At 69.7% G+C, this 12,969-nt stretch carries 12 protein-coding genes; 5 read left to right on the forward strand and 7 right to left on the reverse strand.

Translation table 11 applies throughout. The features are described 5' to 3' along the window. Positions 1-11 precede the first annotated feature (11 nt). From ACGLHS_RS19215 to ACGLHS_RS19245, 7 genes are all read right to left on the reverse strand, one after another. Complete coding sequence (locus tag ACGLHS_RS19215) at positions 12-1,001, reverse strand: FAD binding domain-containing protein (protein ID WP_394482258.1); 990 nt, start codon at positions 999-1,001, stop codon at positions 12-14. After that, positions 998-1,660, reverse strand: coding sequence for an aldehyde dehydrogenase iron-sulfur subunit PaoA (paoA, locus tag ACGLHS_RS19220; RefSeq protein WP_394482260.1), 663 nt, complete (start codon positions 1,658-1,660; stop codon positions 998-1,000). Before paoA ends, ACGLHS_RS19215 begins: the two co-directional genes overlap by 4 nt. Positions 1,661-1,685: 25 nt before the next feature. Beyond that, complete coding sequence (locus tag ACGLHS_RS19225; protein WP_394482262.1) at positions 1,686-2,036, reverse strand: DUF4148 domain-containing protein; 351 nt, start codon at positions 2,034-2,036, stop codon at positions 1,686-1,688. A 113-nt stretch (positions 2,037-2,149) separates the two neighbouring features. Further along, entirely contained in the window at positions 2,150-3,547 is a 1,398-nt protein-coding gene (locus ACGLHS_RS19230; protein WP_394482265.1) for a sensor histidine kinase, read from the reverse strand. A gap of 2 nt (positions 3,548-3,549) precedes the next feature. After that, positions 3,550-4,209 (reverse strand): response regulator, encoded by a 660-nt coding sequence (locus ACGLHS_RS19235; RefSeq protein ID WP_394482267.1) that lies wholly within the window; start codon positions 4,207-4,209, stop codon positions 3,550-3,552. A 126-nt stretch (positions 4,210-4,335) separates the two neighbouring features. Continuing rightward, positions 4,336-5,163 (reverse strand): creatininase family protein, encoded by an 828-nt coding sequence (locus tag ACGLHS_RS19240; RefSeq protein ID WP_394482269.1) that lies wholly within the window; start codon positions 5,161-5,163, stop codon positions 4,336-4,338. A 129-nt stretch (positions 5,164-5,292) separates the two neighbouring features. Beyond that, positions 5,293-5,430, reverse strand: coding sequence for a hypothetical protein (locus tag ACGLHS_RS19245; protein WP_394482271.1), 138 nt, complete (start codon positions 5,428-5,430; stop codon positions 5,293-5,295). A gap of 136 nt (positions 5,431-5,566) precedes the next feature. On the opposite strand from ACGLHS_RS19245, the gene pgaA reads away from it, so the two are divergent. The 5 genes from pgaA (at position 5,567) to ACGLHS_RS19270 (ending at position 12,966) form a co-directional block, all read left to right on the forward strand. Further along, positions 5,567-8,062 (forward strand): poly-beta-1,6 N-acetyl-D-glucosamine export porin PgaA, encoded by a 2,496-nt coding sequence (pgaA, locus tag ACGLHS_RS19250; RefSeq protein WP_394482273.1) that lies wholly within the window; start codon positions 5,567-5,569, stop codon positions 8,060-8,062. Beyond that, positions 8,062-10,182: a poly-beta-1,6-N-acetyl-D-glucosamine N-deacetylase PgaB gene (gene pgaB, locus ACGLHS_RS19255; RefSeq protein ID WP_394482275.1), complete on the forward strand. Its 2,121-nt coding sequence runs from the start codon at positions 8,062-8,064 to the stop codon at positions 10,180-10,182. The genes pgaA and pgaB overlap by 1 nt, the downstream gene beginning before the upstream one ends. Further along, positions 10,179-11,459 (forward strand): poly-beta-1,6-N-acetyl-D-glucosamine synthase, encoded by a 1,281-nt coding sequence (pgaC, locus tag ACGLHS_RS19260; RefSeq protein ID WP_093243965.1) that lies wholly within the window; start codon positions 10,179-10,181, stop codon positions 11,457-11,459. The genes pgaB and pgaC overlap by 4 nt, the downstream gene beginning before the upstream one ends. Beyond that, the gene (pgaD, locus tag ACGLHS_RS19265) at positions 11,446-12,030 is read left to right on the forward strand and encodes a poly-beta-1,6-N-acetyl-D-glucosamine biosynthesis protein PgaD (protein WP_394482278.1); all 585 of its coding nucleotides are present in this window, start codon (positions 11,446-11,448) and stop codon (positions 12,028-12,030) included. Before pgaC ends, pgaD begins: the two co-directional genes overlap by 14 nt. Before the next feature lie 138 nt (positions 12,031-12,168). Next, entirely contained in the window at positions 12,169-12,966 is a 798-nt protein-coding gene (locus ACGLHS_RS19270) for an SDR family oxidoreductase (protein ID WP_394482280.1), read from the forward strand. Positions 12,967-12,969 lie beyond the last annotated feature (3 nt).

Raw genomic sequence — 12,969 nt, forward strand, 5'->3', positions numbered from 1 at the left:
TCTTTTCTTCTTCAGGTGGTTTCTGCGATCGCCTGCGCCAGCGTGGCATGCAGGGTGCGGCGCAACAACGGGATCTTGAAATCGTTGTGCCCGTGGCCGCGCGCGTCGGCGAGCAGCACGTCGGCAACGGCGTCGCGTGCCTGCGTGCCGCCATCGGTGCCGATCAGCCGCCGTTCGGCTTCCTCGTTGCGCCACGGCTTCGCGGCCAGGCCGCCGAAGGCCAGCCGAGCGCCTGTGACCGTGCGGCCCTCGCGCACCACCACGGCCGCGACCGAGACCAGCGCGAAGGCGTACGACGCGCGGTCGCGCACCTTGCGGTAGCGCTGCGTGCCGCCGAGCGGCGCGGGCAGGGTCACGCCGGTGATCAGTTCGTCGGGGGCCAGCACAGTCTCGATGCCGGGCGTGTCACCGGGCAGGCGATGCAGCTCGGCGATGGGAATGCGGCGCGCGGTGCCGCTGGCCGACACGGTCTCCACCTGCGCATCGAGCGCACGCAGCGCCACCGCCATGTCGGACGAATGCACCGCGATGCACTGCGCACTGGCGCCGAGGATCGCGTGGATGCGGTTGAAGCCCGCCATCGCCGCGCAACCACTGCCGGGCGTGCGCTTGTTGCAGGGCTTGGTCGTGTCGTAGAAGTAGAAGCAGCGCGTGCGCTGCAGCAGGTTGCCTGCGGTGGTCGCCTTGTTGCGCAGTTGCGCGCTGGCACCGGACAGCAAGGCGCGCGACAGCAACGGATGCTCGCGCCGCACGCGCGGGTCGGCGGCAAGGTCGCTGTTGCGCACCAGCGCGCCGATCTTCAGTCCGCCGCCGGGCAACGCCTCGATGCGGTCGAGCCCGAGGCGATTGACGTCGATCAGGTGCGTGGGCTGCTCGATGTCGAGCTTCATCAGGTCCAGCAGGTTGGTGCCGCCCGCGATGAAGCGCGCGCCCGGATGCTGCTGCATCGACAGCGCGGCAGCGGCGGGTGTCGGCGCGCGCTCGAAGGTGAAGGCTCTCATGTCGCTGCTCCTTCCACTTCGCGGATGGCCGCGATGATGTTCGGATAGCCCGCGCAGCGACAGATGTTGCCGCTCATGCGCTCGCGCATTTCCTCGTCGCTGAAGACCACGGGCGCCGCAAGATTCCGCGTGACATGGCTGGGCATGCCGCCGCGCATTTCGCCCAGCATGCCGACCGCCGAGCAGATCTGGCCCGGCGTGCAGTAGCCGCACTGATAGCCGTCGTGCTTGACGAAGGCCGTCTGCATCGGGTGCAGCTTCTTCGGCTCGCCCAGGCCTTCGATGGTCGTCACCTCGTCGCCCTCGTGCAGCACCGCCAGCGTGAGGCAGCTGTTGATGCGTCGCCCGTTGACCAGCACCGTGCAGGCGCCGCACTGGCCGTGGTCGCAGCCCTTCTTGGAACCCGTGAGGTGCAGTTGCTCGCGCAGCAGGTCGAGCAACGTGACCCTCGGGTCGATGGACAGCGTATGCGGCTGGCCATTGATGCGCAGCGCGACATCGGCCAGCGGCAAGCCTGCAGTTGCGGCCGTCGCGGGCACCGCCGGCTGTTGTGCCTGCGCCTGCCCCGCATGCGGCAGCGTGGCGGCGGCCACGCCGGCCGCGCTGGTGATCAGCACGGTGCGGCGCGTGTAGCCGTCCTTCTGTTGTTCGGCATCCATCGTGGGTTCCTTGGGCGCCTGGGCGTCAGAAGCGGCTGGCCGGGGCCTCGCCGATCGCCGAGCGCACCGGCGGCATCGTGGAGATGACGACGCTGTTCACACGCGAGCCGCTGGTCACGTTCTGGTCGGGCGCATGGGCCGCCGCCACCGCGACCTGGCGCATCGCTTCGCGCGAGACGGTGGGGGTGAAGGGATCGGCCCCGCGCGAGCCGCGCGTCACGTTCTGGTCGGGCGCGTGGGCCGCCGCAACCGCCTGGGCCGCCACGTCGCCGCGCTCGAGCAGGCCGGGGCCCCGGTGCACGCCGTCGTAGGTTTCGGCGTGAGCCGCAGCACCGGCCAGGGCAAGGATGGCCAGGAGGCCGAAGGTCTTTCGCATGTGAACTCCTCGTTGAACACTGGGTTGGCGCCTTGCGGCGCGGCCGTTGTCGCGGCTGGAGTCACTGTAGGAAGGCCGTTTTATGCGACCTTTAAGCGAGAGTTACCTGAGCGTTAAGCCGACGCGCGGCCCGCCACGCCATCGCGCAGGTACACGCGGGCCTGCAGCCCGGCCAACCGGCCCTGCGCGTCACGCCGGTTGGCCAGCTCGATGCGCAGGCCATTGCGTTGCGCGGCCATGCGGGCGATGGCAAGGCCCAGGCCGCTGCCTTCGGCCACGGTGCCCGGCACGCGAAAGAAACGGTCGAAGGCGCGATCGATCAGCGCGGGCGGAATGCCCGGCCCGTTGTCCACCACGTCGACCACCGCTTGCCCTTCCACCTCGTGCAGCCGCACATCGACCACGCCGCCTTCGGGCGAATGGCGCAGCGCGTTGTCGATCAGGTTGTCGAAGATGCTGCGCAACTCGGCCGGTGGCGCGGTCACCGTTGCACTGGTACTGCCTTCGAAGCCGATGTCGATGCGGCGGCGGTCGGCAATGACCATCAACTGCGCCACGCTGTCGCGCAGCACCGAAGCCACGTCGAGCGGCACCGGCGCCTCGGCCTCGGTGCTGCTTTCCTGGCGCGACAGGCGCAGCAGTTGCTCGATCAGGTGCTGGGCACGCGTCACGCCGCCCTTCAGGTGCACGTAGTGCTCGGCGACGGCCTCTACCGGCACTTCGGCGCGCATGTTGTCCAGTTGCAGGCCGATGGCGGCGATGGGCGTGCGCAGCTCGTGCGCGGCGTCCTGCACGAAGCGGCGCTGCACGGCGAAGGCCTGGCGCAGGCGCCCGAGCAGGCTGTTGAAGGCCTCCACCAGCGGCGCGATCTCGTCGGGCACGCGCGACACCGACAGCTCCGACAGGCTGCGCTCGTCCTGCGCCGCCACGTCGAGCGCCACGCTGCGCAGCTTGCGCGACGATGCCCACACCACCAGCCACAGCGCCGCCAGCGACAGCGGCAACAGCAGCGCGATGGGCGCGGTCGACGACAGCGCGCGCTTGGCCACCATGCGGCGCACGAAGCCGCCGTTCTGGATCACCTGCACCTGGAAGCGGCCCGCTTCGGCCACCGGCGCGGTGGAATAGATGCGCCACACGCCGTCGTCGCCGGGGCCCATGCGCACGGTGGTCAGCCCTTCCGATGGCTGACGGGCCACGGCCAGCGCGGGCCACGAACTCACCAGCAGTTCGCCCTGCCCATTCCATACCTGGATGACGAAGGCGCCGCGCTCGAAGATGCTGCGCTCGTCGGCCGGTCGCAGCTCGGGCACGACCACGTTGCTGGCGTAAGAGTCGGCCAGCATCTGCATCTGGTCGTCCTTGAAGGTGACGATGAGCCTGTCGTAGCTGGCGTAGGTGAACCAGGCCACGCCCACCGCCGCCAGCAGGTGCACCAGCACCAGCCACATCAAGAGCTTGTTGCGCAGCGAACCCGGCGAGTACCAGGGCCGGCCGTGCGTCGCACGCATGTTCATGAATCCACCACGCGCCAGCCCAGGCCGCGCACATTGCGGATGGTGTCGGCACCGAGCTTGCGCCGCATGTTGTGGATGATCACGTCGACCGCGTTGCTCATCACTTCCTCGCCCCATCCGTAGATGCGGTTTTCCAGCTGCTCGCGCGAGAGGATGGCGCCCGGGCGTTCGAGCATGGCGTGCATCAGCGCGAACTCGCGGGCCGAGAGCGTTTCGCGCGTGCCACGAAAAAGCACCTCACGCGTGGTGAGGTCGAGCTGCACGCTGCCACTGCCGATGATGGAGTTGGACGCGCCATGGCGCCGCCGCACCACCGCGCGCATGCGCGCCAGCAGCTCGGGCAGCTCGAAGGGCTTGAGCAGGTAGTCGTCGGCGCCGAGGTCGAGCCCTTCCACGCGCTGGCCGAGGCCGTCGCGCGCGGTGAGGATCAGGATCGGCGTGTCGTTCTTCAGGCCGCGCGCCTGGCGCAGCACCTCGATGCCGTCCATGCCGGGCAGGCCTAGGTCGAGCAGCACGCAGGTGTAGTCGCCATCGGCCAGCGCGCTGCGCGCGAGCAGGCCGTCGCGCACCCAGTCGACCGCCCAGCCCGATCGTTCGAGGCCGCGGACCAGGCTCTTCCCGATCATTTCGTCGTCTTCGACAAGCAGCACGCGCACGCCGGCTCCCGTGGGTTGATTGGTTGGTTGATGCGCCGGGAAGGTAGCGCAGAACCGTTAGGTCAACGTTAACGCTGCACGGTCATCGAGGCGAGCCCTTGCCGTGCCGTGCTGTGCCGCGTCGGGTCAGGGTAGCGGGCCGGTGTTGGCCGTATCGAGCGGCAGGCGCGACACCTCGGCCAGCAGCAATGCCAACTGCTGCGCGGCGGCATCGATCACCGCCTGGCCGCTCGCTGCGGTGGCCGCGGCGGCGTTGCCTGCCGCGCCGTGCGCGTTGTAGTCCTCCATCGCCCAGCCGAGCTTGGCGCTCTTGCCGTTGCCGAGGATCGCGTAGTTGGCCGCGCGCTGCTCCGACGTCGAGCGGAAGTCTTGCGCCTCGCCCATGCGCACCAGTTGCGGCGTCAGCGCCAGCATCATCGAGGTCTCGATCTCGCCCGCATGCACGCCGAAGCGATGCTCCTGCGCGCTGAACTGCGCGCCCGCATCGCCCAGCGGCAGGTTGAACCAGCTCACGCTGTAGACGATGAGCCCATGCGCCGCGCGCAGCTCGCGCGCCACGATGTCCATCGCGCCCACGTGGCCGCCGTGTGCATTGAAGAGCACCAGCTTCTTCACACCGGCGCGCGCCACGCCCGCGCCAATTTCATTCCACATGCGGATCAGCGTTTCGGCCGACAGCGTGAGCGTGCCCGCGAAGCGCGCGTGCTCCGGGCTCAGGCCGATCTGCTGCGTCGGCAAGAACAGCACCGGCAACGCAGCCGGCAGCAGCGGCAGCGACGCGGCCACGATGCCGTCGGCCAGCACCGTGTCCACACCCAGCGGCAGGTGCGGACCGTGCTGCTCGGTCGCGCCCAGCGGCAGCACCGCGACGGTGGCCGACGCATCGAGCGCGGCGAAATCGCGCGTGGTGAGTTGGGACCAGAAGCGGGGCAAAAGGGCTGCAGGGACGTTCATCGCGCGATCTTAGGCCGGACACCTATCCGCATAACGAGGCGTTGTCCGACATGGCTTGCTGACAGCGACGGAAATATCGCCAAACACTTCACAGTTATAACGATTTCAGAGCACTTTGGTTTGCGATTATTAACAATCGTGAATAAAGTCGTTCGCAAAGTCATCTTTCAGAACCGCCCGCTCTGATCTTTTCCAGAGGGGTGGTTCGGCTTCCATCGCGGCAGCTTGCCGCAGGAAGGCCTCGGTCAAAGGGAGCAGTGTGTTCATCCAGAAAAAACCTGGAGGCACGGTCACGGCTGGGCGCAATTCGGCGCCCTGCCGTTCGTTGTCTCAACACCTCGCATCGGCTGCGCGGGGATTTCCATCGATAGTTTGCGTACTGGCCTTCGGCGCATCGCCGGCATTGGCCCAGTCACTTGCCGCGACCCCACCTGCCGCCGATCGCGGCACGGTCGCTTACGGCCCGCAGGCGCACGACGCGCTGATCCTTGCGCGCCGTGCCGGACGCGTCACGCCGGCGCAGGCATTGCAGCAGTTGAAAGACTGGCTCGCGGCGCCGCTGGGCGAAGCCGACCGGCAACGCGTGGCGTCCGACGCCATCGCGATCGCCACCGGTGACAGCCAATTCGCAGAAGCCGCGGCCCTGGGCCGTCAACAATCGCCGGCCAGGCTGCGCGACTACGCACTCGGCCCGCTCGCGCTGGCCGCCCGGCGCACGCACGACACCGCGCTGCAGGGCGACACCATCGCCGTCTGGCGCGCACGGCAACCGGCGGCGCGCGAGCCGCGCCTGCACGAAGCCTTCTGGCGGCTCGACAGCGGCGATGTCGCAGGCGCGAAGGCGATCTGCGACGCGCTCTCACGTGAGCCCGCCCGACAGATCGAAGACCGCGTCGCGCTGCTCGAACTGCGCGCGGCCGTGAACCGCGCCGAGGGCAAGCCGCTGCAGGCACTGGCGGCCTACACCGAGGCCGGCGCGCTGCGCCCCGAGCGCCGCGACCTGCGCCGCGAAACCGACTTCCTGCTCGCCGACAACGGCGCCGCATCGACCGCCTTCGACGACGCCGAGGCGGCCGAGCGCGCGAACCCCGGCAGCTTCTCCGCGCTGGCCCTGTCCACGCTGCAGCAGAAGGCGCTGGCGCAACGGCTGCACTGGGCCATCGAGGAACGCGACCAGCGCCTGGGCCCGGCCCGCGTGGTTGCGCTCGACCGCGTGCTGGCAGACCAGGACGTCGCACTGGCCCGGCTCGACGCCGCCGCGCAGCAAGCCGGCGTCACTGGTGCGGACGCCGACACCGATGCATGGCGCGCCCTCCGCGTGCGCCTGCAGTCCGACCGCATGCTCGCGCTGGTCGAACGCGGCCGCCCCGCCGACGCCATCGCGCTGTACGACACGCTGCGCGCCGCCGGCACCGACCTGCCGTTCTACGGCCTCGGCGCCGCGGCCCGCGCCTTCGCGCAGGAGCGCCGCTCGGTCGAGGCCGTGCCGCTGTACGAAGCGGCCGTCATCAAGGGCGGCGTCGATCTGCCGATGCCCGACGACATCCACTTCGGCCTGGTCTACGCCTACCAGGACACCGGGCGCTTCGAAGAAGCCGAAGCGCTGCTCAAGCAGATCGAAAACGGCACGCCCGCCCTGCTGCGCCTCACGCCCGAAGCCGGCCGCCCCAACGGCCAGTACACCGACGTGAGCGGCATGCGCGCGCTGATGCAGCTGTACACCGACCGGCCCGCGCTCGCACAGCAGCGCTTTGCCACGCTGACGCAGGAAGCACCGCTCAACGCCGGTTACGCCTACGGCGCGGGCCTCACCGAGCGGCTGCGCGAGCACCCCGAGGCCGCGCTCGCGCGCTTCGAGGCACAGGCGGCCGACCAGCCTTACGACACCAGCGCGCGCGTCGGCCATGTCGAGGCCTTGCTCGACGCAGGCTGGTACGGCAACGCCCGCCAGCGCGCCGAATCGCTCGTGGCCGATGCGGCCGACAGCGCCGAGGTGCGCGACATGGAGCGCAAGCGGCGCGCCGTCGTCGGCCCGCGGCTCGACGTGGACGCCGAAGCCTCCAGCGGCGGCGCGGCCATCGCCAGCCACGAATGGCGCATCGACAGCCGGCTCAGCTCGGGCCTCATCAACGACGAATGGCGCGTGTTCTACGACCAGACGCTGGGCCGCGGCAGCACCGACATCGGCAACGCGAACTGGGCACGCGGCGGCATCGGCCTCAACTGGCAACGCGGCCCCTGGCTGGCCGAAGGCGCGCTGCAGCACGCCAATGCCGGCCCCTACCGCAACAGCGTGGCCGGCCGGCTGGACTACCGCGTGAGCGACGCATGGCGCCTGTCCGCCACCTACGACGGCGACAGCAAGGAGCTGCCGTGGAAGGCGCGCGTGGCCGGCATCGGCGCACGCGAAACCGCCGCCAGCGTGGGCTACGTGGTGAACGAATCGCGCCGCTTCGACCTGCAATGGCAGCGCCTGGACTTCAGCGACGGCAACGTGCGCGACGGCCTGGGCCTGGGCTGGCGCGAACGCTGGATCAGCACGCCGCGCTTTCAGCTCGAGACCCGGCTCGAAGCCGACACCGGCCGCGGCCGGGCGATGGACACGCCCTACTTCAACCCGTCGCGCGACGGCAGCGTGCAGCTCACCGCGCGTGCGCAATGGCTCAACTGGAAGAGCGACGACCGCCAGTTCTTCCAGGCCGTCGAACTCGCCGGCGGCAGCTACCACCAGGCCGGCTTCGGCAGCGGTCCGATGTGGACCCTGCGCTACGAACACCGCTGGAACCTCGGCCCGAAGCTCACGCTGCGCTACGGCCTGAGCATTTCCAGCCACCCCTACGACGGCGTGCGCGAACGACAACGCGGCGTTTTCCTGAACCTCTCGATGCCCCTGCCGTGATGCCAACGAAGAACCCATCCACCTTCCTGCGCGTGGCCATGCTGTGGCTGCTGCTGGCGCTCGCCCTCGGCGCCCTGCCCCGCCTTGCCCTGGCCCAGCCGCTGCCGCCGGCCGACCCCGACGACGGCGTGAGCTTTCGCGTGCTCTCCTTCCACGACGTGCGCACCGGCGTGCGCGCCAGCTTCGAGACCTCGCCCGACGAGACCGCCATCGACGACCGCTCGCTGATCGAAGTGTTCGCATGGCTGCAGCAGAGCGGCTACCACCCGGTGAGCCTGCAGCAGATCGTGGACGCACGCGCCGGCGGCAAGCCGCTGCCCGCCCGGCCGGTGCTTCTGACCTTCGACGACGGCTACCGCAGCGCCTACACCAAGGTGTTTCCGCTGCTCAAGCGCTACAACTACCCGGCGCTGTTCGCGCTGGTGACGAGCTGGCTCGACGTGCCGGAAGGCCAGATGGTGCATTGGGGCGACAAGCCCGCGCCGCGCGAGAACTTCCTGCTCTGGAGCGAGGCCGCCGAGATGGTGCGCTCGGGCCTGGTCGAACTCGCGAGCCACAGCGACGCCATGCACACCGGCATCCAGGCCAACCCGCAGGGCAACATGCTGCCGTCCGCGGCCACGCACCGCTACGACCCCAAGACCGGCCGCTACGAAGACGACGACGCCTACCTGCGCCGCGTCGAAACCGACCTGCGCCGCAGCCGCGAGATCATCGAGGCGCGCACCGGCGCCAAGGTGCGCGCCACCGTCTGGCCCTACGGTGCCTACAACGCGATGGCGCTGAAGGCGTCGGAGCGCGCGGGCATGCCGATCACCTTCACGCTGGACGACGGATCGAACACGCCGGCCGTGCCGCTCACGCGCATCCGCCGCGCACTGGCCGCCTACGACAACACCGCGCCCGAATACGCCCAGCTGCTGCGCAGCCCGGTGGGCGGCGAAGTGCGGCCGGTCAACCGCGTGATGCACGTCGACCTGGACTACGTGTACGACCCCGACCCGGCCCAGCAGGAGCGCAACCTCTCGGCGCTGATCGACCGCGTGGCCGCCGTGCGCCCGCGCTCGGTGTTCCTGCAGGCCTATGCCGACCCCGACGGCGACGGCGTGGCCGACGCGCTGTACTTTCCCAACCGCCACCTGCCGATGCGCGCCGACCTGTTCAGCCGCGCGGCCTGGCAACTGCGCAGCCGCACCGGCGTGAAGGTCTACGCCTGGATGCCGGTGACGGCCTTCCGGCTGCCCGCATCGAACCCGCTGGCCACCCACACGGTGACCACGCAGGGCGGCAAGATGCCGGCCGACCGCTACCACCGGCTCACGCCCTTCGACCCCGAAGTGCGCAAGCTGGTCGGCGACATCTACGAAGACCTGGGCCGCCAGGCTTTCTTCGAGGGCCTGCTGTTCCACGACGATGCGATGCTGTCCGACGACGAAGACGCCAGCCCCGCCGCACTCGCCACCTATGCGAAGTGGGGCCTGCCGCCCGACGTGGCCGCGATCCGCGCCAACCCGGAACTGATGGCGCGCTGGACCACCGCCAAGACCCGCTACCTGATCGAGTTCACGCAGGAGCTGATGGCGCGCGTGGGCGTGTGGCGGCCCAACCTGGAGACCGCGCGCAACCTCTATGCGCGGCCGGTGCTCGAGCCCGAGGCCGAGCAGTGGTTCGCGCAGAACTACGAAGCCTCGCTCGCGGCCTACGACTACGTGGGCCTGATGGCCATGCCGCGCATGGAAGGCGAAGCCCGCAGCGCGGCCGCGAGCGACGCTTGGCTCGCACGCTTGGCGCGCCGCGCCGCCGACACGCCGCGCGGCCTGGACGGCACCGTGTTCGAGCTGCAGGCACGCGACTGGCGCACCGGCAAGCCCGTGGCCGACGACGAACTGACGCGCCAGTGGACGCTGCTGCAGCGCGCCGGCGTGCGCCACCTGGGCTACTACCCCGACGACTTCCTGAACAACCAGCCTTCGCTGGACGTGGTGCGCCGCGCGATCTCGGTGCGCACGCTGCTGCCGCGCGCGCTGCGCTCGCCCGGTGCCGCCGCCGCGGAGACACCGCCGCAAACGGCACCGGCAACCGCACCGGTGCAACCCGTGCAGGGAGAGCGACGGCCATGACCACCAGCCACTTCCTCCTGCAGACGCTGCCCTCGCTGCTGTTCGGCTTCGTCTTCTACTACCCCTTTTTCATGGCCTATGTGTGGATGGCCGGCGGCCTCTCGCATGCGATGGTGTTCGAGCGCAAGCGCGACGTCGACGTCGATCCGCTCGAGCTGCTGCCCGTCCGTCCGCTGGTCACCGTGGTGGTGCCGTGCTTCAACGAAGTGCCGCACCTGCGCGAGGTGATCGAGCAGCTGATGCGCACGCGCTACCCGAACTACGAAGTGATCGCCGTCAACGACGGCAGCACCGACGGCACCGGCGAGCTGCTGGACGAGATGACGAAGGAATACAGCCGCCTGCGCGTCATCCACAACGCCAGCAACCAGGGCAAGGCCGTCGGCCTCAACACCGCCTGCCAGCTCGCGCGTGGCGAATACATCCTGGGCATCGACGGCGACGCCTTGGTCGACGCCGACGCCATCGCCTGGATGCTGCAGCCCATGCTGGCTTCGGAGCGCATCGGCGCGGTCACCGGCAACCCGCGCATCCGCACCCGCACCACGCTGCTGGGGCGCATGCAGGTGGGCGAGTTCTCTTCGATCATCGGGCTCATCAAGCGCTCGCAGCAGCTGGTGGGCACGCTGTTCACGGTGTCGGGCGTGCTGGCGATGTTCCGCCGCCGCGCCGTGATCGAGGTCGGCTTCTGGAGCCCCGACGTGCTCACCGAAGACATCGACATGAGCTGGAAGCTGCAGCTCTCGGGCTGGCAGCTGCGCTTCGAGCCGCGCGCGCTGTGCTGGATCCTGATGCCCGAGACCTTGCGCGGTCTCTGGAAGCAGCGCCTGCGCTGGGCCATCGGCGGCATCCAGACCATGCTGCGCTACACGCCGCGCATCCTGCGGCCGCGCAACTGGCGCATGTGGCTGATCTATGCCGAGTACATGACCAGCGTGGTGTGGGCCTATGCCATGGCGCTGGTGCTGGCCATCAGCGTCGTGCGGCCCTTTCTGCCGACCGATTCGCCGTGGCACTCGGCGCTGCTGCCGCACTGGCAGGGCACCTTGCTGGCCATGACCTGCATCCTGCAGATGCTGCTGAGCCTGTGGATCGATCGCCGCTACGACCGCGACCTGATGCGCTATTTCGCCGGAACGATCTGGTACCCGATCGCTTTCTGGACGCTCACGATGGCGACCACCGTCATCGCCCTTCCCAAAGCCCTGATACGCCGACGCGGCAAGCGCGCGGTGTGGACGAGCCCCGACAGAGGAATCTCCGATGCCCCACCATGAGTCCCACGCCCATTCCCTGCCACCCGAGACGCACGCCGACGTGAGCCCGCCCACGCGGCGGCGCTCCTGGGGCCAGCCCGCGGGGGAAGAACCGATCATCGACGCCGCGCGCATTCCGCTGCGCGCCTTCGGCAACGGCCGCTCGCCGCAGCGCACGCTGGCCATGTACCTGTGGCTGCGCGTGCTGCGCCCGGCAGTCACCGTCGCGATCTGGTTCTGCGCCATCTGGTACGCATGGCCCTACGTGCTGGGCGCGCGCTCGCAACCCGAAGTGCTGCACCTGCTGGGCCTGTACGCGGTGGTGATCGGCGTGATCCTCGTGTCGATGCTGGTCATCGCGCCGTGGCGCCGACGCCAGCAAAAGCGCGAGGCACCGCCGGATCAGGAGCAGTCGTCGCTGTTCGCGCTGGCTTCCTACATCGAGGTGCCGCCGGCGCGCCTGTCGACCTGGCAGCGCACGCGCCAGCTGCTGGTGCACCACGACCACGACGGCCAGCTGCGCGACGCCACCGACACCACGCCCGGCGCGCTGGAGCCCGAGCCCCCGCGGCGCGCGGCGGGGCAGCGCTGACACGGCGCTGCGGCGCTCTCCAATTCCTTCCAAATCTTTCCGGTCCTTGAGCGAATGTGTGCGTTCGGCCGCGGGCGTGCAGGGGCTTCGCGACCATGCTGCAATCGCCGCCCAACCCCACCCACCAAGGACACTTTCATGGATCTCCAGCTTCAGGACCAGCACGTACTCATCACCGGCGGCAGCAAGGGCATCGGCCTGTCCTGCGCGCTGGGCTTCCTGCGCGAAGGCGCACGCGTGAGCCTCGTGTCGCGCGATCTGCAGAACCTGCAGCAGGGACTGCAAACGCTGATCGAGGCCTTCCCACAGGCCGAAGGCCGCGTGTCGCTGCATGCCGCCGACCTCAAGGACCCGGCCAGCGCCGTGGCCGCGCTCGATGCGGCCGAGAAGGCCTTCGGCGCCGTCGACGTGCTCGTCAACTCGGCCGGCGCCGCGCGCCTCACCCTGCCCGACGACCTGGCGCCCGCCGTCTGGCACGACGCGATGGACGCCAAGTACTTCACCTACATCCACATGATCGACCCGGTGGTCAAGCGCATGGGCCAGCGCGGGCGCGGCGCCATCGTCAACGTGATCGGCCATGGCGGCAAGGTCGCAAGCCCCGTCCACATGGCCGGCGGCGCGGCCAATGCGGCACTGATGCTGGTGAGCGCCGGCATGGCCGCGGCCTATGCGGCCAAGGGCGTGCGCGTGAATGCGGTGAACCCCGGCGTCACGCTGACCGAGCGTCTGCAGGAAAGCGTGAAGGCCGATGCGAAGCTCAAGGGCATCGGCGCCGACGTAGCGTTGGAACACATCACCGCGCGCCTGCCGCTGGGCCGCATCGCAACGCCGGAAGAAGTCGCCAACACGGTGCTGTTTCTGGCGTCGGCAAAGGCCAGCTACGTGACGGGCGCGATCGTGGCGATGGATGGGGCGGTCACGCCGATGATCTGATCC

Origin of the sequence: Variovorax sp. VaC1, assembly GCF_043658315.1 — a bacterium.
In the GTDB taxonomy this organism is placed as follows: domain Bacteria; phylum Pseudomonadota; class Gammaproteobacteria; order Burkholderiales; family Burkholderiaceae_C; genus Variovorax.

Bases quoted from the DNA above. Each gene is read 5' to 3' on its own strand.
- ACGLHS_RS19215 (WP_394482258.1), bottom strand. From the start codon at position 1,001: ATGAGAGCCTTCACCTTCGAGCGCGCGCCGACACCCGCCGCTGCCGCG.
- paoA (WP_394482260.1), bottom strand. From the start codon at position 1,660: ATGGATGCCGAACAACAGAAGGACGGCTACACGCGCCGCACCGTGCTG.
- ACGLHS_RS19225 (WP_394482262.1), bottom strand. From the start codon at position 2,036: ATGCGAAAGACCTTCGGCCTCCTGGCCATCCTTGCCCTGGCCGGTGCT.
- ACGLHS_RS19230 (WP_394482265.1), bottom strand. From the start codon at position 3,547: ATGCGTGCGACGCACGGCCGGCCCTGGTACTCGCCGGGTTCGCTGCGC.
- ACGLHS_RS19240 (WP_394482269.1), bottom strand. From the start codon at position 5,163: ATGAACGTCCCTGCAGCCCTTTTGCCCCGCTTCTGGTCCCAACTCACC.
- ACGLHS_RS19245 (WP_394482271.1), bottom strand. From the start codon at position 5,430: ATGAACACACTGCTCCCTTTGACCGAGGCCTTCCTGCGGCAAGCTGCC.
- pgaB (WP_394482275.1), top strand. From the start codon at position 8,062: ATGCCAACGAAGAACCCATCCACCTTCCTGCGCGTGGCCATGCTGTGG.
- pgaC (WP_093243965.1), top strand. From the start codon at position 10,179: ATGACCACCAGCCACTTCCTCCTGCAGACGCTGCCCTCGCTGCTGTTC.
- pgaD (WP_394482278.1), top strand. From the start codon at position 11,446: ATGCCCCACCATGAGTCCCACGCCCATTCCCTGCCACCCGAGACGCAC.
- ACGLHS_RS19270 (WP_394482280.1), top strand. From the start codon at position 12,169: ATGGATCTCCAGCTTCAGGACCAGCACGTACTCATCACCGGCGGCAGC.